Raw genomic sequence first — 24,295 nt, 5'->3', positions numbered from 1 at the left:
CGTGAGCGTCCTTTATGCTGTGTCATTCTTTCTCTCCGAGGCGGTCAGGTGGAGCTGGATCGCTGCCCAGGCCGTCTCCTTCGTCATGGGGGTCTGGGCGCTGATTGATTCCCTGATGCGACCCGCCGAGCACTACGCAGCGGCCGGCAAGAACACCAAGCGATTCTGGAACCTGGTCAACGCGGTGGGCACGGCAGTGGTCGGCCTGCTCGGGGCCGCCTCGATGTTCGGCCTGCTGGGCGTCGTGGCCAGTGCCGTCTACCTGGTGGATGTTCGCCCCGCCCTGCAGGCGCTGGCACCGGTGCGGGTGCGCTCCTCGATCCGCATCCCGGGGCGGGCCTCGCAGCGCCGGCCGGGGCGCGATGGGCGCGGCAGGAGCGCTGGTCGCTGATGCGCGCCGTCATTCAGCGAGTCAACCGCGCGGCGGTCAGGGTCGACGGCGAGGTGGTCGGCGAGATCACCCGCCCTGGCCTCATGGTCCTCGTGGGCGCCACGCACGACGACGGCCCCACCCAGGTGGCCACGGTGGCCCGCAAGATCGCGGACCTGCGGCTCCTGGAGGGCGAGCTCTCGGTGACCGACGCCAGCGCGCCCGTGCTCGTCGTCTCCCAGTTCACCCTGTACGCCGACACCCGCAAGGGCCGGCGCCCCACCTGGAACAAGGCGGCCCCCGGCGAGGTGGCCGAGCCCCTGGTGGAGGCGGTGGTCGAGGACCTGCGCGGGCGTGGCCTGGAGGTGGCCACCGGCCGCTTCGGCGCCGACATGAAGATCGACATGGAGGCCGACGGCCCGGTGACGATCCTGATCGAGGCCGAGTAGGCCGGACGGTCGGGGACCGCTGAGATGACGGGGCGCTCGCGGGCTGTGGTGGTCGCCATGATGCTGTGGTGGGCCGTCTTCGGCTGTATCAGCGTGTCCTGGGCGCTGGGCTCCCCGTGGCTCGTCGACACGGTCCTTCAGGGTGAGGGGCTGCGGCTTGCCCAAGAGCGACCCACCTGGTTCGTCGTGGTCGTGTTCGTCTCCGGGCTGGTGAAGCTGGGGTTCGTCGTCTTCGGCTTCTCCCTCCTGCGCCCGGACGTCATCAGGGTGCCGCGCTGGATGCGCCTGGCCTTCGGCTGGGTCTCGGGAGCCATGCTCATCGCCTACGGGATTGCCGGCTCGGTGCCTGCGATCCCGACGATCTTGTCGGGGGAGCCGCTCTCCCGCTATGGCTGGTGGCGCCTGGTTCTGTGGATGCCTCATTTCTGGGTGGGCGGGATCCTGGTGCTGGCCGCGACGGTCGCCTACCTGCGCTGGAGCCGGCCCGCGGCGGCGGCCTCCGCCGTGCATGCAGGACCTGCTGGACGCTGACTTCCCGCGGCAAGTGTCCACAGAAATGACATTAGCCCGCACAAGCCACCCGCCCACCACCTAGAACCACGGAATCACGCGGTCTTCAAGCCAGCACCAACCTTGTCGGGCATCCAATGTCATTTCTGTGGACATTGGGCGTGGCCGGGCGAGGTAGGTCGATTCCATGCATCGCCTATGGGTGGGTGGAGAGAATCCGTTGGACATCGGTGACGATCCTCCCTGAACGCACATTGTTGGACGTGAAGCGGATGGGTGTATAACCCTGCCGGACCAGTTCGCGATCGCGTTCCCGGTCGTGCTGGAAGGACCAACGGTCGGAATGGAACTCGTAGCCGTCCAGCTCGATGACAAGCCACCCGGCCACCACCAGGTCCACTTCTCCAACGTCTGAGATGACCATGCCGTCGGAAACATCTATTCCAGCGTCCTGCAGCTGAACTCTAGCCAGGGTCTCCAGTGGGCTGCGAGCGCGATCGCTGGTGCGCTTCAGGCGATTCCGGCCAAGAACACGGCGAGGACCGCGCAGATATGCGGATACCTGCTGGCGAGTCGTTCTGCCCCGATGCAGGGCGGTGTCGGCGGCGACCAGAGCCGTCCACTCTTCTGCGCAGCACAGGAGATCGGCGATGCAGCGGGTGAGGGAGACAACCGGGAAGTCTTCCAGCCGAAGGACGGAACGCCCACGAGTCTCGTGTCTGTGCTCACCCCATAACGGAGGTAATCGACGTCCTTGCGGAGTCAGAACATGGACACTGCGCGGTGGAGAAGGGAGCGGAAGGCCGTAGTAGGCGGCTGCATGCTCGCAGGTGATAAGACCTCGGTGGAGGCGGGCGATGAGGATGCGTCGGTCGGTGCCGGGCAGCGCTACGATTCCGTGCGGGTACCGTTTGAGCTCGCCCGCGTCTACCAGGGCCTGGAGGCGGCGGCGCCCGGTGCGGTTCAGATGTAGATCAGCCTGTGCAACGGCGCCAAGCGCGTCGCCGATGCGGGTCAGCACATTGTCGTCCATGAGACAATTCTTGGACTGCCGGAGCTGAGGCGCTAGGAAGTGGCTGGTCCCTGTGGATAACTTCCGGCGTTGACGAGCCGCGTCTCCTGCTTGACGTCCACAGAAATGACATTGGATGCCCGACAAGGTTGGTGCTGGCTTGAAAACCGCGTGATTCCGCGGTTCTAGGTGGTGGGCGGGTGGCTTGTGCGGGCTAATGTCATTTCTGTGGACACTCGTGGCCGCGGGAGGGGCCGTGGTGGGGTGACGCAAGAGCGCTTGTGGCGGCGCGCCCCGGTTGGGCCGGTCGGCGCCGCTGGGGCAGAGGAGAGGGCCGGGTATGCGCCCCCGACTGCGCTCCCCGGCCCTCAACCGAGTGTCACTCGGCCGGCGTCCCCGGCTCAACGGGGAGTATTACCCAACCGGCCATTACGTATGGGGTGGACGGCGTCAGCAGTTGAGGGTCGCGTCGGTGCCGACGCCTGAGCCGGCGGAGATGCCGGCGAGCTCGTGGTCGTCGGCGTTGCCGCCGGTGCAGACGATCGCGCAGGGTGCCTGGCGGGTGGGGTCGGCCATGAGCCCGGCCAGGCTCGCAGCCCCGGCGCCCTCAGCCAGGGTGTGGGCGTGGGTTGCCAGGAGGCCGACGGCGCCCTGGATCGCCTCGTCGTCGACCAGGATGAAGTCGTTGAGGCTGCGGCCCAGCACCGACTGGGTGAGGGCGAAGCTCGCCCCAACGGCCAGCCCCGCCACGCGCGTGCGGCTGTGGACGGTGGCCGGCTCCCCGGAGGTCCAGGCGCGGTGCGCGGCCGGCGCGGCGCTGGACTGGACGCCGATGACCCGGCACCCGGGGGCCAGGACGTCGCGCACGAGGCAGGCACCGGCGGCCCCGGAGCCCGAGCCGACCGGCGCGTAGACGGTTTCCAGGCCCGGGTGGCGGCGGAAGAGCTCGAGGTAGACGGTGGCGTGCCCGAGCACGATGGCCGGCTCGTCCCCTGGAGAGACCATGCGCATCCCCTCGCTCAGGGCGAGGGCCTCGGCGTGGGCCAGCGACTCGCACATCGTCTCCCCCTCCACGACGACCCGAGCCCCCAGCGCGCGCACCGCGGCCACCTTGCGGGCCGGCGCGCCCAGCGGGACGACGACGGTCACGGGGACCTCGCTGCGGGCTCCGGCCCAGGCCAGGGACTGTGCGTGGTTGCCGGTGGAGGCGGTCACGACGCCGCGGCGCCGCTCCTCGGGGCTGAGCGCCGCCATGAGCGCCACCCCGCCGCGGACCTTGAAGGCGCCGGTGGGCTGGACGTTCTCGTGCTTAACCGTGACCTCCACCCCGGCCGCGGCGTTGAGCAGCGGGTAGGACCAGGCGGGAGTCTCGGGCAGGACCCGCGAGACGGCCTCGTAGGTGCGCAGGACGGCGTCGAAGTCGAGGCCGGACTGGGTGGCGGCGGGAGCCTGGGGCAGGGTGTCGGTGACGGTCATGGTTTCATGATGCGGACAGTCGGAGTATCGGTCCAATGAATCTTTTGACGAATACCCATCGATACAGGACATACTTGGTGGTGTGATCGATGTGCAGCAGCTGCGGGCCCTCGTGGAGCTCTCCCGCCTCAGCACCGTCTCGGCCGCCGCCGATTCCCTGGGGTTCAGCCAGTCCACCGTCTCCCACCAGCTCGCCGCCCTGTCTCGCGCGACCGGCGCAGTCCTGCTGACGCGGGCTGGGCGCGGCGTGCGGCTCACCGAGGAGGGGCGGGCGCTGGCGGTGCGGGGCCAGGAGGTCCTCGACCTGCTGGAGCGTACCGAGCGTGAGGTCGTCTCCATGGCCCGCGCGGAGACGGGGCGCGTGCGCCTGGCCGCCTTCCCCTCCGCGGTGGCCTCCCTGGTGCCGGGGGTGCTCGACGTCGTCGGCCGGCAGTACCCGGGCCTGGAGGTCGAGCTCGTCGACGCCGAGCCGCCCGAGGCCCTCGACGCGCTGCGGCGCGGGCGGGTCGACGCGGCCCTGTCCTTCTCCTACGTCGACGACGACGCCGGCGAGGGCCTTCAGGCCGAGCACCTGCTCGACGACGTCCTCTACCTCGTCACCCACCCCGGCGGCATCACGCGCATCGCCGACGGCGCCCAGTGCCGGTGGGTGACCGGCTGTGCGCGCTGCCGCGAGGAGCTCCTCGCCGTGGGGCGGGCCAACGGCTTCACGCCCGAGACCGCCTACGCCTCCGACGACTACGTGGCCGTGCAGGCGCTCGTCGCCGCCAGGGTGGGGGCGGCCCTGCTACCCGGGATGGCGCTGAGCGCCTACCGGCACGAGGGGGTCCAGGTGCGGCCGCTTGCCCGTGAGCAGCGGCGCGTCGAGGTGGTCACCCGCGCCGAGCAGCCCCGCCCGCTGGCCATCGACGTCCTGGTGGAGGCCTGCCGGACAGCGGCTCGCCGCACGAGCCTGCGCCGCCCGGCGGTCAGGACCGGTAGGAGTGCTGCCTCACAGTGAGGTGTGGTGTGATGGGACGTGCGTCCGCGCTGCAACACAGAGAGGAACGGACATGGGAGCTGGTGTGCGAGCTGTTCTGGGTGACGTATCCGGCGAGGTTGCCGTCTTCGGGTCCCTCAATGCTGACCTGACGGTCCGAACGGAGCGCTTTCCCAAGCCCGGTGAGACGATCAGCGGGGAGGACCTGGTGATCCTGCCGGGAGGCAAGTCCGCTAACCAGGCGGTTCAGGCCGGTCTTCTCGGCGCTCACGTGAGGATGATTGGGGTTGTCGGGGCGGACGGTCACGGCGACCTGCTCATCGAGTCCCTCCAGCGCGCCGGCGTGGACACCTCTGCGGTTCAACGCGAGGACGTGGCCACCGGCACCGCCATCATCACCGTGGACTCCGCGGGGGACAACACCATCGTGGTGTCTCCCGGTGCGAACGGGACAGTGGATGTCTCGACGGCGCAGCAGCACCAGGATGTCATTGGCGAGGCCCGCGTGCTGGGGCTGTGCATGGAGGTCAGCCCCGACGCCGTGGAGGCCGCGGCCCGCATCGCCCATGACGCCGGCACCCGCGTGGTCTTCAACAACTCCCCGTTCCACCCTGTGCTGTCCGCCGGGCTCCTGGAGGCCATTGACGTCCTGGTCGTCAATGAGCATGAGCTCGCCGACATGCTGAAGCCGGGTGCGAGCGACGCCGTGGCCGAGCCGGAGGGTGACCGGGCCGACGACGCCACGGACTGGGGCGATTGCGCGAGGCGGTTGGCCGCCATGGGGATCCCGTCCGCGGTGGTGACTCTGGGGGGCCGTGGGTCGATGGTGATCGAGGGGGAGGAGATCACCCCGGTCGATCCTTTCCCGGCTGACGTCGTGGACACCACCGGTGCTGGTGACTCCTTCCTGGGCACGCTGCTGGCGGCGCTCGCCGCAGGCGCCGGGCTCAAGGAGGCGGCAGGTGCGGCTTCAGCCGTCTCCGCCTTCGCGACGACTTCTGTGGGGGCGCAGGCCTCCTACGGGGACATCGCCGCAGTCGAGCAGCACTTCGGATAAGCACGGCTCGACGAGTGAGGTGAGAGAGCCCCGCGGCGGCTCGCGGCGGCTGCAGAGGCCTGTGGAGCCTCAGGGAGGAGTGAGGACACGGGCTGCCGACCCGCGTCAGTTGTTCTCGAACCGCTCGAGGTTCTCGGTGTGCGGGTGGCCGTCATCGGCGGCGCTGAGCCAGAAGGCGGGCTTGGACTCCGTGGAGCCCTTCCCGTTGGGGACGTCCTGTTTGACGAGCAGTCCGGGGCCGGTGGATACGCCGCGTTCAAGAACGGTTTTTCCGGTGATGTCGATTGTCTTCTTGATGCTGGGATTGACGAGTTGCTGTTCAACTGCCTCCCGGGAGGGACTGAGTGACTTCCGCTCGTCCTCTGATGCCGCCTTCGAGCGTTGCTGAAAATCGCTGGCTGCTTTGGGGTTTGCGAACCGGCGGATCCAGCCGCCGGGGTAGACCGCAGTAGCTCCGGAGACACTCTCGGTCGTGGACCCATCGATGCTGGTGAGGGAGATGGTCGTCAGCCAGCATCTATCGAAGCAGTCGTCCGGAAGAAGGTCGGGTGCGAGCATGAGGTTCTCCCGGGTGGCTCCCACCAGCCACTTGTCGGTAGGGAAGGAGGAGGGCTGAGCGCTCGTGTCTGTCAGGGAGAAGATGGTGATGGTTCCCTTCCCGGAGCCGGCCGGGAAGTAGTTCTGAGCGGTCTCGACGGCGAGGGTACTGTTGGTGAGGGCCTGCCCCAGGATGATCCCGGAGACCGTGACGTCCCTGACCGTCTTGCCAGTCTTGGTGTCAAGGGCAACGATATGCGTGCGTTGATCGGCTGCCGTCTCTCCTGCCTGCTGCTCGGTGGGAAGGAGGATCAATGACAGATGGTGTCCGTCAGGACTGACGACAGTGCTTCCCGTCGATGACCGTCCTGTGTGTTTGTGAAGCGGATTTTGGGCGCTATTTCTGTATTCGGTTCTCTCTTGGTCGGCGACTTCGGGCTTGATGGAAACCGCCCACTGGAACTTATCGGTGGAAGGATCTCGACTCACCACGGTGGTCGTCAGTCCTCCGGAAGTGAAGCCTATCCTTCCGGCTACGTATGATGTGTTCATGGTGACGACGCCACTGGCGGTTGACAATGGTCTATTGTCCATGTTGCCACTTGAATCCTTAGGGTTGGCAGCATCTGCTTTCTGCTCATTGAGGGAGGAGACGACGAGTCTTTGAGTGTCCTCCCCAATGCTGCATGAACCGATGGTGAGCGCGAGCGTCACAGTTGCGGTGAGTGCTGACAGTCGCCGGAGCATGGAGGACGTGCGGGGACTCAGAGGATGTGCGACTCTCATTTCTGTCCTCCTGCGACTCCGAAGATCCGATAGGTGTCTCGGCATCTCTGGCCGTCATTCTTTGCTCCGGCACTGCAGTGTCCGTAACCTATGCTAGTTGTGTTGAGGGTAACGATGGTGGCGCCAGGCGTCCGTATGGCCTTTACTCGTCTATAGGAGTCGACGCCTCTGGAGAATAGCGGCTGGGCCGGTATGTTGAAGTAGTCTGCCAGTTCTCGGGGTGACTGGAATGTGGAACCAGGTGTGATGGGGATGGTGGTGCCGGGTGAGTCGTCACTGGGACGAATGACGAGTGTCGCGAAGGTGGAGCCGTCGTTGGCTGATACTTCAACGATCCCAGTGCGCGCACTGGCGAGGCTCCGATCCTGTGACGCCGGGGTGACTGTGCGAGTGGAGGGGTCGAAGACTGCCGCGGCCCGTGTATTTTCGTGGGGACGCTTGAAAGCTGCATCCGCAGTGATAACGGGGTAGGTGACGATGCTGTCTGAGAGGCGTGATGCCTCCGTATTGATCCCCGAGGTCGCTCCTAAGGGAAAGGTCGTGGTGTCGGCGCCGTCGACCTTGGCTAGTGCATCCAGGCTGATCACCTCAGCCACAGGGTGCCCCGGCGAATCGGTCTCGCCGGTGTAGCGGGCACCCCAGCCTTCGATGAAGGAACTGAAATTGTTGACGACCCCTTCCTCGAAGGTAAATTCTGACAGGATTTGTTGAACTTCGACCTCGGCGGTGGGATCGTTCTGAGGGCAGACCGTAATGGTTATTGCCGCCTTCTTCACTCCGGACGGGGTAACTTCGGCAGTGTGGTCCTCGTCGTACTCCAGGATGAATGAGGCGTGTCCGGCAGGACCGGAGTAGTACATGCCGGACCTCTCCGGGAGAGTCCACATCTTGGCCCTGTCGGTCAGTGAGAAGGCAGTATCCTCGTCGAGGACTGCGGAATCGGTCAGCTGAAGATCGCCGGCGGTACTCTGATGCTCGAAGACGATTCTGCCGGTCAGAGAATCGAAGACCAGGGTGATAGCGGCTTCGCCCTCTTGAGGAGATGCAACGAATCTGGGTAACTTGATTCGAGTGGCCACGTACTTCCTGTCAGGACTGGTGATGAGTCTAGGGCTGTCGGAGTAGCTGTTGGGGGCGAATGTGGCGTGCTTGCGCTCGTAGCTCCACAGGACGCTGCCGTCCTTGGAGTTGAGCGCCATGATGCCGTCGTCGTTGAGGAAAATGGGGCCGCCGGCGCCCGCGGCGGTGGTCAGCTCAGTGGAGGATATCTCCTTACTCCAGGAGGCCTTCGGCGCCAGCGACGTGGGTGGCGCCAGTGAGACGTCGGCGGTGGCCTTGGCGATGACATGGTGGACCGGGTTAATGAGTGCCCATGTTCCCGCGATGACGGAACCAAGTGTCAGTGCTGGGGCAATGACCAGGGCCGCGAGGTATCTGCGCGTGCGGCGAGGTACCCGAACGCGCTCGTACCGGGGGAGTCCCTTGTCGGTCTTCTCTCCCGTCTTGCGCTGGAGAGGAGCCCAGCGGCTCGGGTCATCGGGATCGCTGCTACCTACCGCGGTGCTGCGCAGGTAGTGCAGGAGTGGTCCGATGCTCAGGAAGAGCGTGGCTGAGAGCGCCACTCCAGTCAGGGTAAGGAGGAACAGGACGGAGAATCCTGTCTCCTGGTAGGTGTCCCACCACGCCAGTATCAGGGATGCTGAGGTCATCAGGCCCAGGGCCGCCATGATCGTGGTCAGGATCGTCACCAGGGCGGGGCGCTTCTTGTCCCTTAAGGTGAGGGACGGCCAGGCCAGTATCCCTCCGACGATCATGCAGATTGTCAGTGCTGAGACCTTGTCCGGGATCAGGTCGCCAGTACCAACGAGCCCCCGGCGCAGCACCAGAGTGGTCACTGCGAACACGACGCCGCCGATGAGTCCGCCCCAGCGCAGGGCGCGCAGGGTGAGGACACCGCGCGGTGGGAAGGGTTCGCCCTCGCTGTCGCCGGTGTCGGTCGCGGCCTGGCTGGCCTCAGTGGCATCGTGGTCGGCGCTGTCCTCGGTTTCCCCCGTGTCCGGCTCTTTCGAGCTCTCGTCGCTGAAGGTGGTTGCGCCTGGCTGGTTGCCGGGATCGATGCCGGGCTGATCGGTGCCGTTGTCGTCGGTATCGGGCGTGGGAGGCATGAGCCTATTGTGATGACCCATCCGTGACTATGTCAGGTGTTTGCGAGGCCATCACTCGGATGGACGGGCCAGGTGGAGCACTCCAGCGGGCTGGACTACTGGTGTTGCGTCGGTCGCTCCCAGTGCGGCGACGCTCTGGACAGAGGCGCCGGTGACTCTGTCCCCACGTGAGAGGCAGGTGCTCCAGGTGGCTTCACGCGGACTGTCCAACAGCCAGATCGGTGCCGAGCTCTACATCACCGAGGCCACCGTCAAGACCCATCTGCTGCGCGCCTACGCCAAGTTCGGTGTCGACTCGCGCACGGCCGCCGTCACCGAGGCGCTGCGCCGTGGCCTGCTCGAGCTGGACTGAGCCGCGTCGCTGCGTCCCGGGCTCTTCACTTCGGCCGCGACCCCGCGAGTTCGTACCTGAGGGCGCGCGTTCGAGGGGCAGAGGGCGTGAACGCGAGACCTGCCCTGCGACTGTGGCGGGGCGAGAGCAGGAACTCTGTTCGGCCGGGGCGGGCTGGTTGGCGAGGTGCTCCCTCACCCGCCGGGGTGTTCCTCCTCCCACTGGGAGATCGTGGAGTTGAGGGTGGCCAGGAACTCCTCCTCGCCGATGGTGTTGAGCTTGAGGAACACCGCCTGACTGCCACCCAGAGTGATCCCGACGATGTGGACGTAGGGCCCGTCCTGGATAGCGGTGACGGACATTCCCACACGGTTGTTCCCCATCATGCTGAAGCGTTCGTAACCTCTGACCGCTATACCTCCGGCGGAGGTCCCCAGGTCCACAGCGGCCTCTGCAGAGGCCGAGCGGGATCGGCCCAGTACTCCGGCCTCAAGGAACGGGACCACCTCACTGAGCTGTCCGACGACGGTCCGAGTGGTCGTTGCCATGGGTACTTTCCTTCCTTGTCCTCGCTGGAACTGTCTCCGTGTCCACCAGGGTATGTGCGTGCGCCCAAGCGTGCGGCTCCGCATCTTGAGCCGACCCGACTCAAGGCTTACTCACGCCTACCGCGAACAGGGGCATGGCCCGGGCGTCGGCCTGGTTAGCCTTGTCAGCACGTGCTCTCAGCGCCATCTCTCCGCGGCGCTGCGACATCCCTCGCCACCACCGGACGAGCGGTCCCGCACTGAGCGCGTGCCGAGGAGGAATTACTGATGTTTGAACGCTTTACCGACCGCGCCCGACGCGTCGTCGTGCTCGCGCAGGACGAGGCGCGGGCCTTGAACCACAACTACATCGGCACCGAGCACCTCCTTCTCGGCCTCATCCACGAGGGCGAGGGAGTGGCTGCCAAGGCCCTGGAGTCCATGGACATCTCCCTGGACGCCGTGCGCAGCCAGGTCATTGAGATCATCGGCGAGGGGCAGTCCGCCCCCACCGGTCACATCCCCTTCACGCCGCGCGGCAAGAAGGTCTTCGAGCTCTCCATGCGCGAGGCCCTCCAGCTCGGCCACAACTACATCGGCACCGAGCACCTGCTCCTCGGCCTCCTGCGCGAGGGCGAGGGCGTGGCCGCCCAGGTCCTGACCAACCTCGGCGGGGACCTGTCCAGCGTGCGCCAGACCGTCATGCAGATGCTCTCCGGCTACGAGGGCAAGGAGACCGTCAACGCCGGCGGCCCTTCCAAGGAGGGCACGCCCTCGGGCAGCGCCATCCTGGACCAGTTCGGCCGCAACCTCACCGCCGCCGCCCGCGAGGGCAAGCTGGACCCGGTCATCGGCCGCAAGAAGGAGATGGAGAGGGTCATGCAGGTCCTCTCCCGGCGCACCAAGAACAACCCCGTCCTCATCGGGGAGCCGGGCGTGGGCAAGACCGCCGTCGTCGAGGGCCTGAGCCAGGCCATCGTCCACGGCGACGTCCCCGAGACCCTGCGCGACAAGCAGCTCTACTCCCTGGACATGGGCTCGCTCGTGGCCGGCTCGCGCTACCGCGGTGACTTCGAGGAGCGCCTCAAGAAGGTCCTCAAGGAGGTGCGCACCCGCGGCGACATCGTCCTGTTCATCGATGAGATCCACACCCTCGTCGGTGCCGGCGCCGCCGAGGGCGCCGTCGACGCCGCCTCCATCCTCAAGCCCATGCTGGCCCGCGGCGAGCTCCAGACCATCGGGGCCACCACCCTGGACGAGTACCGCAAGATCGAGAAGGACGCCGCCCTGGAGCGCCGCTTCCAGCCGGTGACCGTCGACCAGCCCAGCATCGAGGAGACCATCGGGATCCTCACTGGCCTGCGCGACCGCTACGAGGCCTTCCACCGCATCGTCATCACCGATGAGGCCATCGAGGCCGCCGCCAAGCTCGCCGACCGCTACATCAACGACCGCTTCCTGCCGGACAAGGCCATCGACCTAGTCGACGAGGCCGGCGCCCGCCTGCGCATCCGCCGTATGACGGCTCCGCCCGAGCTGCGCGAGATCGACGAGCAGATCGCCCAGGTCAAGCGGGAGAAGGAGTCCGCCATCGACGACCAGGACTTCGAGCGCGCCGCCTCCCTGCGCGACGACGAGCGCCGCCTGGCCGACGAGCGCGCCGCCAAGGAGAAGGCCTGGAAGTCCGGCGACCTCGACCAGGTCGCCGAGGTCGACGAGGCGCTCATCGCCGAGGTTCTGGCCATGTCCACCGGCATTCCGGTGGTCAAGCTGACCGAGGCCGAGTCCGCCAAGCTCCTCAACATGGAGGCCGAGCTCCACAAGCGCATCATCGGCCAGAATAAGGCCATCGAGGCCCTGTCGAAGTCGATCCGCCGCACCCGTGCCGGCCTGAAGGACCCCAAGCGCCCCGGTGGCTCCTTCATCTTCGCCGGCCCCACCGGCGTCGGAAAGACCGAGCTGGCCAAGGCCCTGGCGGAGTTCCTGTTCGACGACGAGGACGCCCTCATCCAGCTCGACATGTCCGAGTTCGCCGAGAAGCACACGGTCTCGCGGCTCTTCGGCGCCCCTCCCGGCTACGTCGGCTACGACGAGGGCGGCCAGCTCACCGAGAAGGTGCGCCGTCGGCCCTTCTCCGTGGTCCTGTTCGACGAGGTTGAGAAGGCCCACCCGGACATCTTCAACTCCCTGCTGCAGATCCTGGAGGACGGCCACCTCTCCGACGCCCAGGGCCGCGTGGTCGACTTCAAGAACACCGTCATCATCATGACCACCAACCTCGGCTCCAAGGACATCGGCAAGTCGGTGGCCACCGGCTTCCAGTCCACCGAGTCCGGCGCCATGGACTACGAGGAGATGAAGGCACACGTCAACCGCGAGCTCAAGCAGCAGTTCCGGCCCGAGTTCCTCAACCGCGTCGACGACCTCATCGTCTTCCCGCAGCTGACCAAGGAGGAGGTGCGCCAGATCGTCGACCTCATGATCGTGCGCCTCGACAGGCGCCTGGCCGAGCAGCAGATGACCATCGAGCTGACCGAGGCCGCCAAGGACCTCCTGGCCGAGCGCGGCTTCGACCCGGTGCTCGGCGCCCGTCCGCTGCGCCGCGCCATCCAGCGCGACATCGAGGACGCCCTGAGCGAGAAGATCCTCTTCGGCGAGCTCGAGCGTGGTCAGAAGGTCATCGTCGACGCCGAGGGCGAGTCCATCCTGGGCGAGTTCATCTTCCGCGGCGAACCCTGGGAGCAGGGTGAGGCCGAGGTAGCCGCACTGCGTGAGGCCGAGGACGCCGCGGCCGGCGGTGGGGGAGGGGCCTCCAGTCCGCTGCGCATCTCCACCCCGCCCATGAGTCGCGGCGGCGGCGCCTCGCCGGCCGCCGAGCCCGGGCGCTGACCTCGCCGGGTCCCGCCCGGTCCGGTCCCCTTATCAGTTCCATACGATGGGCCGCAACCCCACTGGGGTTGTGGCCCATCGTCATCGCCGCACATTGGGGCCCTCAAGCTGCAAGGCGCGTTGCCGCGCACCGCGGAGGAGGTGGTGGGGCCGCCTTGCCTCCGTGCTCATTTTTCCAGGTGACAACCATGATCGTGGACGCAGGAGTGTGCGGGGTGCAGTTCGAGGCTGTGAATATGCACGGGCCTCACGGCTGGCTGTGCTGCGAAGCAAGCACATGAAAAGTGAGTGACGCCTGAATGCACTAAGAGAACATTCTGAGAGTTTGGCTTGGCCGTCTCATGTCAGTCCTATGCCCGATACAGTGGAGTGACGATCCGTCGAAAGTCGTCCCTCGGACATGGCCGATCGGTGTCGTCACCCCGCTTCGCGCGGGGCTGTCCCAACCGTCTTCGCGCCTCTTCGTCCTCACTGTCCGTACCTGTCCGCCCTCATTCAGACTGCCGCGACATCCCTCGATCGCGGCGCCGGAATGTCCGGCTCGGATCGCCCGTGCGTGCTCACGCATTCTTGGTGCCGCTACTCCCATGACCCAACTCAGATACGAACCGCGACATTTCCACCAGCACCGTTTTCCGCGCCTGCGGACCGCTAACGCTGCTGCGACCCTGAGCGTCCTCGGCGTGGTGGCGGCGGTGCTGCCATGGGTCGGCTGGCCGAAGCAGGTCACCGTCGGCGTTCTGGTCCTCACGGCCCTCATCAGCCTGGGGCTGGTCACGGCGCCGCCCACCCGCGCGCTCAAGCGCGGCGGCATCGCCCCGGGGGCCCGCTGGCACTGGGGTGCGGCGATGCTCCTGGGCATGTCCCCCGCGATCCTGCTGGGCCTGAGCTTCCCCGTCGTCTCCCAGAAGATGGCCGCCAGCACGGTGAGCGGCATCGGCCTGCCGGTCATCGTCCTGAGCGTGTCAGTGGCCGTGCCCTGGCTCAGCCAGATCATCGGCACCCCCGTCTACCGGCTCCTGGGCGACTCCATCGGCCGCGGCCCGCGGGCGGTCCTGGAACGCTACTGCTCCATCTGGCCGGCGCTGTTCCTGTGGGCGCTCCTGCCCACGGCGCTGGAGATCCTCGTCGTGGCCGCCGTGACCGGCTGGAACCTGCACGTCCTGGGCGTCCACACCGCCCTGCTCCTCCTGCACGTCGTCTTTGTCCAGTCGCTCATCGTCGCCGACGTCGCCGGACGCCGCCGCCTGTGGTCGGTGGGCTGGCTCTGCTACGCCGTCGCACTCGTCGCCGAGCCGACCTGGTGGTACCTGCCCCCGCTGGTGGGAGCCCTCAGCCAGCTCCTGTCCATGGGGCGCTCTCTGGGAAAGATCCTGCGGCCCCGCGGGGTCGCCACCGGTATCCTCGTGCAGGACATGCTGCGCGGTGCGATCCTGGGAGGAGTGCTGTGGTCGGACAAGTTCTTCCTCTTCCTGGGCGCCGGTCGCGACTTCGACGTGGCGCTGGTCTACCTGTGCCTCCAGCCCGCCGTCGTCGCCTACTGCTACTACTTCGCGGTCACCGCACCCCGGGTCAACACCGAGATCGCCCTGTTCCAGACGGTTCTCAAGCGTGAGGGCATGGCCAGCCTGCGCGAGCGCGGACGCACGCTGCGTCGGCTGCTGGACGCCAGCCTCATCCGCGCCTGCATCGTGGGGGTCGCCGGCGTCATCGTCGTCGTGTGCTCCATGGCGCTCATGTCCACCGAGCAGGTCCCACTGGTCCTCGAGGTGTGCCTCGCCTCGACCCTGTTCACGGTGCTGACGCTCCTGAGCTACGAGATCGACCACATCGGTGACTCGACCACCGCCCTGCTCCTGTCGGGCATCCACGTGGCGATCGCCGCGGCCGTGCTGCTCAAGGTGGCCGACGCCGCCGCCTACCTGCCGCTGGCCGGCGTCGACCTGCTGCTGTGCGCGCTGGGGCTGTTGCTCTACCGCAAGCGGTGGGCCGCACCCGAGTACTCGTTCTTCTGGGGAAAGGCCATGTCCTGGTGAGCTCGTCATCCTCCTTCCGCGCCCGCCTGGAGAGCCTTCCGCTGCGTTACTCGGCTCCCGCCGGCGGCTACGCTCCGATGCCCAGTCCCGACGACGCCCCCGGCATCGGCGACCGGGGCGAGGAGGCCGGCCCCAGGATCAAGGTAGGCCCCGACGGATACGGCGTCGTCGTCACCACCGGCGGCGCCCTGAGCGGGCCCTCGGCCGCCACCCCCTCCGCCGAGTCGCCCGCCGTTCCTTCCACCGACCCTCCCGCCACCGAACCGGTTGCCGACTCGGCTGCGGCCTCGGCCTCCACTCCTGAGGTCCCGGCTCCTGAGATCCCAGCCGCGCCGATCTACGGCGTCGTCCAGACCCCGGCGCCGGCCGGCTACGGAGTGGTCCAGCCCCGCCCCAAGAGCCCGGAGCCGACCTCCCCGCAGAGCCCCGACGCCCTGGACTCCCCGATCTTCGGTGCCGTGAGCTCGGCCGCACCGGCTGCCTCGGGCGCCTCGGCGTCCTCGCCGGTGGAGCCGGCCGCCCCCCGCTCCGCCGCGTCGCCGCCACTCGTTGACGCCGAAGCCCCTGCCGCCCCCGCCGCCTCGACCTCCGACGCCGCCCCCGCCGCCTCGACCTCCGACGCCGCCGCAGCCGGAGCGCCCTCTGAGCCCTCCGTGCCTCCGGTGGACGGCGGGTCCTCGGCCCCCGCCGGGCCGGCCCCGCAGGAGTCGAACAGGCTGAAGTCCTCGGCCTCCGCGGAGCCGGCGCCGCAGGAGTCCGTCCTCCCACAGCCCGACCAGCCCGAGGCCCAGCAGCCCCCCGCACCCACCGCCATCGCCTGGGAGTCCGTGGCCTCGGCCGCCTCCCACGCCGCCGCCATCCCCCTGTCCCAGCAGCAGGCCGCCCAGGAGGAGACCGAGGACGAGGAGACCCCCGCCGGCGCGGCCGAGCTGCTCCCGCCCCCCGAGGAGCCCGAGCCCGAGGCCGATGAGCAGGTCCTGCCCGACGGCGTCCCCGAGGACGGCGTGTACGTGGACGTCGACGTCGCCATCGTCATGGAGTCCACCTACCCCTACCTCAAGGGCGGGGTCTCCGCGGTGGTCCACGACATCATCACCGGCAACCCGGACCTCACCTTCGGGATCATCCACATCACCTGGGACTCCCACTCGCCCCTCAAGGACCTGTACGGCATGCCGGACAACGTCGCCTGGGTGAAGGTCCTCTACCTGTCCATGGAGGAGCACCAGGAGGACTTCCTGCGCGCCCGCCCGCGCGACCTGCGTATGAACCGCCGCCAGCGCCGCGAGCTGTCCCGGCGCATCCTGGGGGCCCTGCTCGCCCTGGCCCAGGACGGTCAGACCGAGCCGCTGTGGGACCTCATCAGCGAGGGCCTGAGCGCCTCGCGCCGCTACCCGGTCTGGGCGATCCTGGGCACGCGCGAGTTCATGGAGGCCTATCACGACATGATGCCGGACCTGGGGATGTCGATGACCGACATCTTCTGGTGCCTGCGCGACTTCTTCTCCCTGGCCTACGCGGTCCTGGCCGAACCGGTCCCGCGCGCCCAGGTCTACCACGCCCACACCACCGGCTACGCCATGCTGCTGGGCGTCAACGCCGCCCGCGAGCACGGCACCAAGGTGCTGCTGACCGAGCACAACCTCTACGTGCGCGACACCGTCAACACCCTCCTGGAACGCCGGCTGGACCTCAACGTCAGGCTCACCGACTACCGCACCTTCGACGTCACCGGCCGCGAACGCATGTGGATGGCCTGGTGGCTGGAGATGGGGCGCCTGTGCTACCCCTACGCCTACGCCTCCACCTACCTCTACCCTCGGGCCATCACCGAGGCCAATGAGCTCGGCGGTGACTCCGGGCGCGCCATCGTCATCCCCAACGGCATCGTCACCTCGGAGTTCGACGCCTCCTACGCCGCGCGCCTGGCCGCCATCGAGGAGATCAAGAAGGAGGGCGCGGACAAGCACCTGTGGAAGCTGGTGTACATCGCCCGTGTCGTGCCCATCAAGGGGCTGCTGGACATGATCGACTCGGTGCGCCTCATGGTGGACCGGGGCCTGAACATCCACCTGGACGTGTGCGGTCCCACCGAGCACATGCCCTCCTACTTCGAGCAGTGCCTGACGCGCATCGTCGAGCAGGGCCTGGAGAGCGTCATCACCGTGCGCGGCACCGTCAAGGTCCGCGAGCTCCTGCCCGAGTTCGACCTGTTCGTCCTGCCCAGCTACAACGAGGGCCTGCCGGTCGTCTCCCTGGAGACCATGGGGGCCGGTATCCCCACGGTGAGCACCGACGTCGGCGCCGTGCGCTCCGTCGTCGAGGACATGATCGTCACCGACGACGGGCAGACCTGGGACCCCTGCGGCATCATCATCGAGCCCGGCGACCCCACCGTCATGGCGGACAAGGTCCAGGAGGTCATCAGCGACGTCGATCTCTACGAGCGTCTGAGCCTCAACGCCCGCGGTCGCGTGGAGGCGGCCTACGACCTGGTCAAGGTCAACGCCTCCTACAACAAGATCTACCGTCAGGGCGGCGCCGGTGAGCAGACCGGCGCCCGCGCCGACCAAGGAGGAGCATGAGGAGCAGCACCGGCGGCGTCGGAGCCTGGATCCGTTACGGCAACCCGCTCGAGCCCGGGGAGCTGGACTTCGCCATCGCCCACTACCGGGCGGCGATCCTCCAGCCCTGGGAGACCGAGGCGGCCGCCCGCCTCAAGGAGGCGCGACCGGACATGACGGTCCTGGCCTACCGGTGCCTGTCCTCCACGCGGGACTTCGAGCCGGACTCCATGCGCGCCTCCGGGCTGTCCTACCGCGAGGCCCTCCGCCGCGGTTGGCTCGCCAGGCGTGACAACGGCGACCTGGTCGAGTGGAACACCTACCCCGGCCACTTCCAGGCCCGTGTGTGGGACCCCGACTACCGCGCCCGCTGGGTGGAGGAGGTCTGCCAGGCCACCGCTGAGACCGCCTTCGACGGCGTCATGGCGGACAACGACGTCTTCGACGACTACTACGGCCTGGACCTCCCCCTGGACGGAATCGCCGACACCGCCGCCCTGCGCGCCGAGCTGAACATCTTCGTGGACCAGGCCGGTGCCGGCCTCAACGGCGTCGGCAAGATCCTCATCCCGAACGTGGCCGAGGCCCGCCGGGAACCCGGCCGCTGGGAGCGCCACTCGGCCTGGGGTGGTGGCTTCGACGAGTGCTGGCTGGGCTGGGGGGACCATCACCTCTTCGATGAGGCCACGGCCCTGGCCCAGATTCACGAGCTGCGAGGGCCGGGCCTGTCCATCGTGCGCACGCCCGACGGCGGGGGCGGCGGCTCCATGTCCGGTGCCCGCACGTCCCCCGGCCTCTACGGGCTGGCGGCCTTCTGGGTCTTCGGGGGAGGGGAGGGCGCCTACACGGCCACCGGTCACGACGACTACTCGCGCACTCCCTGGTTCCCCGCCCTCGACGCCGACCTGGGGCGCCCGCTGGGACGGCCCCGGAGGACCTCGGGCGCCTGGGTGCGCGAGTTCGAGGGCGGAGTGGCCGCCGTCGCGCTCGGCGAGGAGGGAGGCGGCACCGTGCGTCTCCCGGCGGGCCTCAGGTCACCGGGGCCCACCGGGGACCCGGACGGTGAGGCGCTGGCTCTGGAGGTGCGCCTCAGTGCGCATCGTGGGATGATTGCCCTGCGTGCCTGAGTCATGACCCGGTCCGGCTTGTGCGAGATCCGATAATGGGACTAAAGACCTGTCAAACGTTAGTCATGTTGGGTGGATCATTGACCTGCTTGACTTCCTGAGATCCCCGCCGTCCCGTACAGCGTTCTCTCGGGCAGGAAGTGCGGCGTCCGTCTCGGGCGGCGTCGACAGAGTTCCACAGGGCCCAGGACAAGGATGACCTATGGCACAGACTTCCCAGAATAGCGCGGCGGACATCGCGCACAAGCCCATGATGAGCACTGCTCAGATCCTGCTGATGAACGTCGGATTCTTCGGCATCCAGTACTCCTTCGGCATGCAGCAGAACGCCATGTCGCCCATCTACCAGTTCCTCGGGGCTTCCGCTGATGAGATCCCCATCCTCAATCTGGCCGGACCCGTCACCGGCCTGCTCATCCAACCGCTCATCGGGGCGCTCTCGGACCGGACCTGGAGCGAGAAGTGGGGACGCCGTAAGCCCTTCTTCCTGATCGGGGCCGTCGGCTGCTCCGTGTTCCTGTTCCTCATGCCCTTCGTCACCGCCGTGTGGATGGCGGTGCTGTGCCTGTGGCTGCTGGACGCCTCGAACAACACGGCCATGGAGCCCTACCGGGCCTTCATCGGCGACCGCCTGCCCTCCAAGCAGCTCGCCAAGGGCTTCCTCGCCCAGTCCCTGTTCATCGGCGCCGGCTCGGCCCTGGCCGCCGGGACCCTCGTCGTTCTGGAGAAGACCCTGGCGGGCGCCACCGCCGCCGGCATCCCCTACTGGGTCTTCGGCGCCTTCATGGTGGGCTCGGTGTGCTCCATCGGCTCGGTGCTCATCTCGGTGCTCTCCACCAAGGAGCTGCCGCCCACGCCGGAGGGCTTGGTCGAGCTCGAGCGCAAGAAGCGGGAGGAGGGCCCCTTCGGCTTCGTCAAGGACATCGGCGTCGCCATCGTCGAGATGCCCCGCGGCCTGAAGAAGATGGCCCTGGTCTACCTCTTCCAGTGGTACGCCATGAACGTCTTCTGGCAGTACCTGGGCCTCATGTGCGCCGTCACCTACTTCGGCGTGAACCTGTCCGACCCGGGGTACGCCAAGACCGAGGCCTTCAACAACGCCTCCGGCTTCGCCACCGGGCTCATGGTCGCCTACTACGTCTCCTGCACGGTCGTCGCCCTCTTCCTGGCGCGACTGTCCAACCGCATCGGCCCCAAGCACGTCCACACCGCGGCGCTGTGCCTCGCCGCCGTCTGCCTGGTCCTGCTCACCCGCATCGGCAGCCCCGGCCACACCGCGGTCCTCTACCTGCCCATGATCGGCATTGGTGTGGCCTGGGCTTCTATTACGGGCGTACCCTACATCATGGCCATTGAGATGATCCGCAAGGAGCGCCGAGGCGTCTACATGGGCGTTATCAATATGATGATCGTCATCCCCCAGTTCATCCAGACCCTCACCTTCGGTCCCATTTACAAGCACCTGCTCGGCGATCACCCGGTCAACGCCATGCTCTTCGTCGCAGTCTTCCTCGTCATCGCCGGTCTGCTCATCGAGTGGATCGACACCGTCAAGGACGCGGACCCGCGGGTGCGCGCCGCCGCCGTGTCCGCCACTGAGACTGCCGTGGCCTGACCGGGTGCCCCACGAAAGGATGTCATCCGTGACCTATACCACCATTGTCGCCGGAGTCGGCGATGTCGAGGCGAACACCCACGTCATCGATCGCGCCTGCGAGATGGCTCGCCTGTGCGACGCCGCTCTTCTCCTCGTCGCCGGCTTCGACCCCGTCTCGGCGCGGGACAAGGCTCGCATCAACGAGTCCGCCCCCGTCGCCGATGTGCGGGTCGGGCTCATCGAGGACCAGGCCTACGCCGTCGTCGAGAAGGCGCGTGATACCGCCGTTGAGCGCGGCGTCGCCCTCGCCCAGGGCGTCGTCGTCGAGGGCACGGCGGTCGATGCCGTCACTCTCGTCGCCTTGGAGACCGAGGCGGACCTCGTCATCGTCGGATCCAAAGGCGTCGATTCGCTGTTCGGCCGCATCTTCGGAGCCGTCTCCGTCCAGGTGCTCCGCAAGTCGAAGTGCGACGTCCTCGTCGTCGTTCCCTAGTCGCCGGATAGACGTCGGACGCACGCGTCGGATCCTGCGCGATCGGACCGGCGGCGGATGCCCGCCACGCGGAAGTGTGGCGGGCATCCGCCGCTATGTTTTGAGGTTCTTCGTGTGTGAGGGCGTGGTCGGGGTGAGCGGGTGCCGGTGGTTCGGCGTCTCGGGGTCCTGCGCGGTCGTACTCGGCGTCGCGCGGTCGTACCTTAGAGGGGCTCTAAGGTACGACCGCGCGGTTTTACGTACGACCGGGTGGGATCGCGTACGACCACGTACCCCGAGACCCCGACGAGGAAAGCCCCGCACAACCCCATCCCCACGACACGAAGAACCCGTTTTGAGCAGTTGTCGTAACTCCTGTGATACGTGGGGTCGGGCTGGGCGCATGGCGACGCTGGAGCTGCCCGCCGGCCTGGTCCTGCCCGGCCCCACCGGGGCGCCCGACGGCGAGCCCCTGTCCACCCGCATCACCCTGCCGGGACACACCGGCCTGTTGGCGCTGCGCCATTAAGCCCTAGGGCCGGCCGGCGCAGCCCTGTTCGCGGCTGGATGAGTCACCTGCAACATGGGACCGAAGTCACATAGAGTGCTTCGCGTGCGCCTGCGCGTGCACGGAGTCCCTAGTTCCACAAGAACCGAAAGAGGCAAGGATGCCCAAGTACGTGTACCGCTTCAGCGAGGGTGACAAGGACCAGAAGGATCTCCTGGGTGGCAAGGGAGCGAACCTGGCGGAGATGACCCGGCTGGCTCTCCCCGTTCCCCCCGGCTTCACCATCACCACCGACGCCTGTCGCGCCTACCTGGCCAGCGGCGAGGTCCCTGAGGAGCTCTCGGTCCAGGTCACTACCGCTCTGCGTGGAGTCGAGGAGGAGCTGGGGCGCGAGCTCGGCGCCGCCGAGGACCCCCTGCTCGTCTCGGTGCGAAGCGGCGCCAAGTTCTCCATGCCCGGCATGATGGAGACCGTCCTCAACATCGGCCTCAACGACGTCTCCGTCAAGGGCCTGGCCGCCGCCAGCTCCGACGAGCGCTTCGCCTGGGACTCCTACCGCCGCCTCATCCAGATGTTCGGCAAGACCGTCCTGGACATCGACGGCGACCACTTCTCCGACGCCCTGGAGGCCAAGAAGGATGCGCGGGGCGTCTCCATGGACTACGAGCTCCCCGTGGACGCCCTCCAGGAGCTGGTGGAGGAGTACAAGGCCATCGTCAAGGAGCACGCGGGCATCGACTTCCCGCAGGACCCCCGCTCCCAGCTGGACATGGCCACCGAGGCCGTCTTCCGCTCCTGGAACACCGAGCGCGCCCACATCTACCGCCGCCGCGAGAAGATCCCGCACGACCTGGGCACCGCGGTCAACGTGTGCACCATGGTGTTCGGCAACATGGGGGAGACCTCCGGCACCGGCGTGTGCTTCACCCGCGACCCCTCCACCGGGCGCACCGGCGTCTACGGCGACTACCTGGTCAACGCCCAGGGCGAGGACGTCGTCGCCGGCATCCGCAACACCCTGTCCCTGGCGGATCTCGAGCGCCTGGACAAGGCCTCCTACGACGAGCTGCGCTCCATCATGCGCCGCCTGGAGACCCACTACCGCGACCTGTGCGACATCGAGTTCACCATCGAGCGCGGCAAGCTATGGATGCTCCAGACCCGCGTGGGCAAGCGCACCGCCGCGGCCGCCTTCCGCGTGGCCACCCAGCTCGTGGACGAAAAGCTCATCACCATGGACGAGGCCCTCACGCGCGTCACCGGCGAGCAGCTCACCCAGCTGATGTTCCCCCAGTTCGACGACGACTCCGGCCGCGACCTGCTCACCCGCGCCATGCCCGCCTCCCCGGGCGCCGCCGTGGGCTACATCGCCTTCGACAACGACGAGGCCGTCTCCCGTGCCGAGAAGGGCGACTCCGTCATCCTCGTGCGCCGCGAGACCAACCCCGACGACCTGCCCGGCATGGTCGCGGCCGCCGGCGTGCTCACGGCCCGCGGCGGCAAGACCAGCCATGCCGCCGTCGTCGCCCGCGGCATGGGCAAGACCTGCGTGTGCGGCGCCGAGGCCCTCGAGGTCGACTCCGCCGCCAAGACCCTGCGCATCGCGGGGCGCGATGATGTCCTCACCAGTGAGGACATCATCGCCATCGACGGCACTACCGGCGAGGTCTTCCTCGGTGAGGTCGGCGTCGTCGACTCCCCGGTCATGACCTACCTGCGCCGCGGCCTGGACGAGGCTCTCAAGGCGGCCGGCGACGACGACACCCGTGAGCTCGTCACCGCCGTGGACCGCCTCATGCGCCACGCCGATGAGGTCCGCCGCCTGGAGGTACGTGCCAACGCCGACACCCCCGACGACGCCCGCCACGCCATCCACCGCGGCGCCCAGGGCGTGGGTCTGTGCCGCACCGAGCACATGTTCCTGGGCGAGCGCAAGCAGTTCGTCCAGAACCTCATCCTGGCCTCCTCCGACGCCGAGCGCGAGGCCGCCCTGGCCGCCCTCCTGCCGCTGCAGAAGGGCGACTTCATCCAGATGTTCGAGACGATGAACGGCAAGCCCATGACGGTGCGCCTCATCGACCCGCCGCTGCACGAGTTCCTGCCGGACCTGACCGAGCTGAGCGTCAAGGTGGCCGTGGACCGCGAGCGCGGCGAGCTGGACCCGGCCGACGAGGAGCTCCTGGCCGTGGTGCGCAAGAGCCACGAGGCCAACCCGATGCTCGGCCTGCGCGGGGTCCGCCTGCTGCTGACCATGCCGGGCCTCATCGAGCTCCAGGTGCGCGCTATTGCCGAGGCCGCCGTCGAGCGCCTCAAGGCCGGGGGCGACCCGCACCCTGAGATCATGATCCCGCTCATCGGGTCGGTGCGTGAGCTCCAGCTGGCGCGCGAGCGCGTGGAGCACGTGCTGCAGGAGGTCTCCCAGGCCTCCGGCTACGCCCTCGACTTCCCGGTGGGCTGCATGATCGAGCTGCCGCGCGCTGCCGTCACCGCCGCCCACGTCGCCGAGGAGGCCGACTTCTTCTCCTTCGGCACCAACGACCTGACCCAGACCACCTGGGGCTTCTCACGCGACGACGTCGAGGGCTCCTTCGTGGGCCACTACACCGACGACGGCATCTTCGGGGTCTCCCCCTTCGAGACCATCGACACCGACGGCGTGGGCGGCATGGTGCGCCTGGGCGTCGAGGGCGGCCGCTCCACCAAGCCGACGATGAAGATGGGCGTGTGCGGCGAGCACGGCGGAGACCCCGAGTCCATCGGCTTCTTCCACCGGGTGGGCCTGAACTACGTCTCTTGCTCGCCCTTCCGGGTGCCGGTGGCCCGCCTGGAGGCCGGGCGCGCGGCCGTCGCGGACAAGGCTGAGTGACCGGGTAACCGGGTAGCGCGGCCCGCGGACCAACAGC

At 67.9% G+C, this 24,295-nt stretch carries 19 protein-coding genes; 14 read left to right on the top strand and 5 right to left on the bottom strand.

Going from position 1 to position 24,295, the window contains the following annotated elements; all coding sequences use genetic code 11:
- The first annotated feature begins 1 nt into the window (after position 1).
- From HW274_RS10810 to HW274_RS10800, 3 genes are read left to right on the top strand one after another with little or no spacing between them, the layout of a single operon-like run.
- Entirely contained in the window at positions 2-391 is a 390-nt protein-coding gene (locus tag HW274_RS10810; protein ID WP_075255266.1) for a DUF2516 family protein, read from the top strand.
- Entirely contained in the window at positions 391-819 is a 429-nt protein-coding gene (dtd, locus tag HW274_RS10805) for a D-aminoacyl-tRNA deacylase (RefSeq protein WP_185988782.1), read from the top strand. The genes HW274_RS10810 and dtd overlap by 1 nt, the downstream gene beginning before the upstream one ends.
- Positions 820-843: 24 nt before the next feature.
- A complete protein-coding gene (locus HW274_RS10800) occupies positions 844-1,350 on the top strand; it encodes a DUF3995 domain-containing protein (protein ID WP_075255268.1) in 507 nt (168 codons plus the stop codon).
- A 175-nt stretch (positions 1,351-1,525) separates the two neighbouring features.
- Here HW274_RS10800 and HW274_RS10795 read toward each other — a convergent pair whose 3' ends face one another.
- Both HW274_RS10795 and HW274_RS10790 read right to left on the bottom strand, forming a co-directional pair.
- Entirely contained in the window at positions 1,526-2,362 is an 837-nt protein-coding gene (locus HW274_RS10795; RefSeq protein WP_075255269.1) for a DUF559 domain-containing protein, read from the bottom strand.
- A 429-nt stretch (positions 2,363-2,791) separates the two neighbouring features.
- Complete coding sequence (locus tag HW274_RS10790; RefSeq protein ID WP_185988781.1) at positions 2,792-3,817, bottom strand: threonine/serine dehydratase; 1,026 nt, start codon at positions 3,815-3,817, stop codon at positions 2,792-2,794.
- A gap of 82 nt (positions 3,818-3,899) precedes the next feature.
- Between HW274_RS10790 and HW274_RS10785 the strand changes: the two genes are divergently transcribed.
- The gene (locus HW274_RS10785) at positions 3,900-4,817 is read left to right on the top strand and encodes a LysR family transcriptional regulator (protein ID WP_075255271.1); all 918 of its coding nucleotides are present in this window, start codon (positions 3,900-3,902) and stop codon (positions 4,815-4,817) included.
- A gap of 52 nt (positions 4,818-4,869) precedes the next feature.
- Positions 4,870-5,853, top strand: a complete 984-nt coding sequence (locus HW274_RS10780; RefSeq protein ID WP_075255272.1) for a ribokinase — start codon at positions 4,870-4,872, stop codon at positions 5,851-5,853.
- A gap of 105 nt (positions 5,854-5,958) precedes the next feature.
- Here the strand turns inward: HW274_RS10780 and HW274_RS10775 are convergent, their stop codons facing one another.
- Together HW274_RS10775 and HW274_RS10770 are read right to left on the bottom strand one after the other, a co-directional pair.
- Entirely contained in the window at positions 5,959-7,104 is a 1,146-nt protein-coding gene (locus HW274_RS10775; protein WP_256692571.1) for a hypothetical protein, read from the bottom strand.
- Positions 7,105-7,172: 68 nt separating this feature from the next.
- Positions 7,173-9,341, bottom strand: coding sequence for an MFS transporter (locus HW274_RS10770; RefSeq protein WP_260679071.1), 2,169 nt, complete (start codon positions 9,339-9,341; stop codon positions 7,173-7,175).
- A gap of 151 nt (positions 9,342-9,492) precedes the next feature.
- Between HW274_RS10770 and HW274_RS10765 the strand changes: the two genes are divergently transcribed.
- Entirely contained in the window at positions 9,493-9,693 is a 201-nt protein-coding gene (locus tag HW274_RS10765; RefSeq protein ID WP_185988779.1) for a response regulator transcription factor, read from the top strand.
- A 173-nt stretch (positions 9,694-9,866) separates the two neighbouring features.
- Here the strand turns inward: HW274_RS10765 and HW274_RS10760 are convergent, their stop codons facing one another.
- Positions 9,867-10,220: a DUF6054 family protein gene (locus tag HW274_RS10760; RefSeq protein ID WP_075255276.1), complete on the bottom strand. Its 354-nt coding sequence runs from the start codon at positions 10,218-10,220 to the stop codon at positions 9,867-9,869.
- A 267-nt stretch (positions 10,221-10,487) separates the two neighbouring features.
- Between HW274_RS10760 and HW274_RS10755 the strand changes: the two genes are divergently transcribed.
- From HW274_RS10755 to ppdK, 8 genes are all read left to right on the top strand, one after another.
- Complete coding sequence (locus tag HW274_RS10755) at positions 10,488-13,088, top strand: ATP-dependent Clp protease ATP-binding subunit (protein ID WP_075404880.1); 2,601 nt, start codon at positions 10,488-10,490, stop codon at positions 13,086-13,088.
- A gap of 587 nt (positions 13,089-13,675) precedes the next feature.
- Positions 13,676-15,124 carry a hypothetical protein gene (locus HW274_RS10750; protein ID WP_185988778.1) on the top strand — a complete coding sequence of 483 codons (1,449 nt, stop codon included), beginning with the start codon at positions 13,676-13,678 and terminating at the stop codon, positions 15,122-15,124.
- Positions 15,121-17,709, top strand: a complete 2,589-nt coding sequence (gene pelF, locus HW274_RS10745) for a GT4 family glycosyltransferase PelF (RefSeq protein WP_185988777.1) — start codon at positions 15,121-15,123, stop codon at positions 17,707-17,709. The genes HW274_RS10750 and pelF overlap by 4 nt, the downstream gene beginning before the upstream one ends.
- Positions 17,706-18,815 (top strand): putative glycoside hydrolase, encoded by a 1,110-nt coding sequence (locus HW274_RS10740; protein ID WP_003785357.1) that lies wholly within the window; start codon positions 17,706-17,708, stop codon positions 18,813-18,815. Before pelF ends, HW274_RS10740 begins: the two co-directional genes overlap by 4 nt.
- 202 nt (positions 18,816-19,017) lie before the next feature.
- On the top strand, positions 19,018-20,430 hold the full coding sequence (locus HW274_RS10735) for an MFS transporter (RefSeq protein ID WP_009234308.1): 1,413 nt from the start codon (positions 19,018-19,020) through the stop codon (positions 20,428-20,430).
- 28 nt (positions 20,431-20,458) lie between these two features.
- Positions 20,459-20,905, top strand: a complete 447-nt coding sequence (locus tag HW274_RS10730; protein ID WP_185988776.1) for a universal stress protein — start codon at positions 20,459-20,461, stop codon at positions 20,903-20,905.
- 382 nt (positions 20,906-21,287) lie between these two features.
- Positions 21,288-21,413 carry a hypothetical protein gene (locus HW274_RS12870; RefSeq protein WP_256692432.1) on the top strand — a complete coding sequence of 42 codons (126 nt, stop codon included), beginning with the start codon at positions 21,288-21,290 and terminating at the stop codon, positions 21,411-21,413.
- 139 nt (positions 21,414-21,552) lie between these two features.
- Positions 21,553-24,258, top strand: a complete 2,706-nt coding sequence (gene ppdK / locus HW274_RS10725) for a pyruvate, phosphate dikinase (RefSeq protein ID WP_185988775.1) — start codon at positions 21,553-21,555, stop codon at positions 24,256-24,258.
- Positions 24,259-24,295 lie beyond the last annotated feature (37 nt).

This window comes from Actinomyces sp. oral taxon 169, assembly GCF_013394715.1.
Lineage (GTDB): Bacteria > Actinomycetota > Actinomycetes > Actinomycetales > Actinomycetaceae > Actinomyces.
The sequence above is the reverse complement of the archived record's forward strand: the minus strand, read 5'-3'. Positions and strand labels throughout refer to the sequence as shown.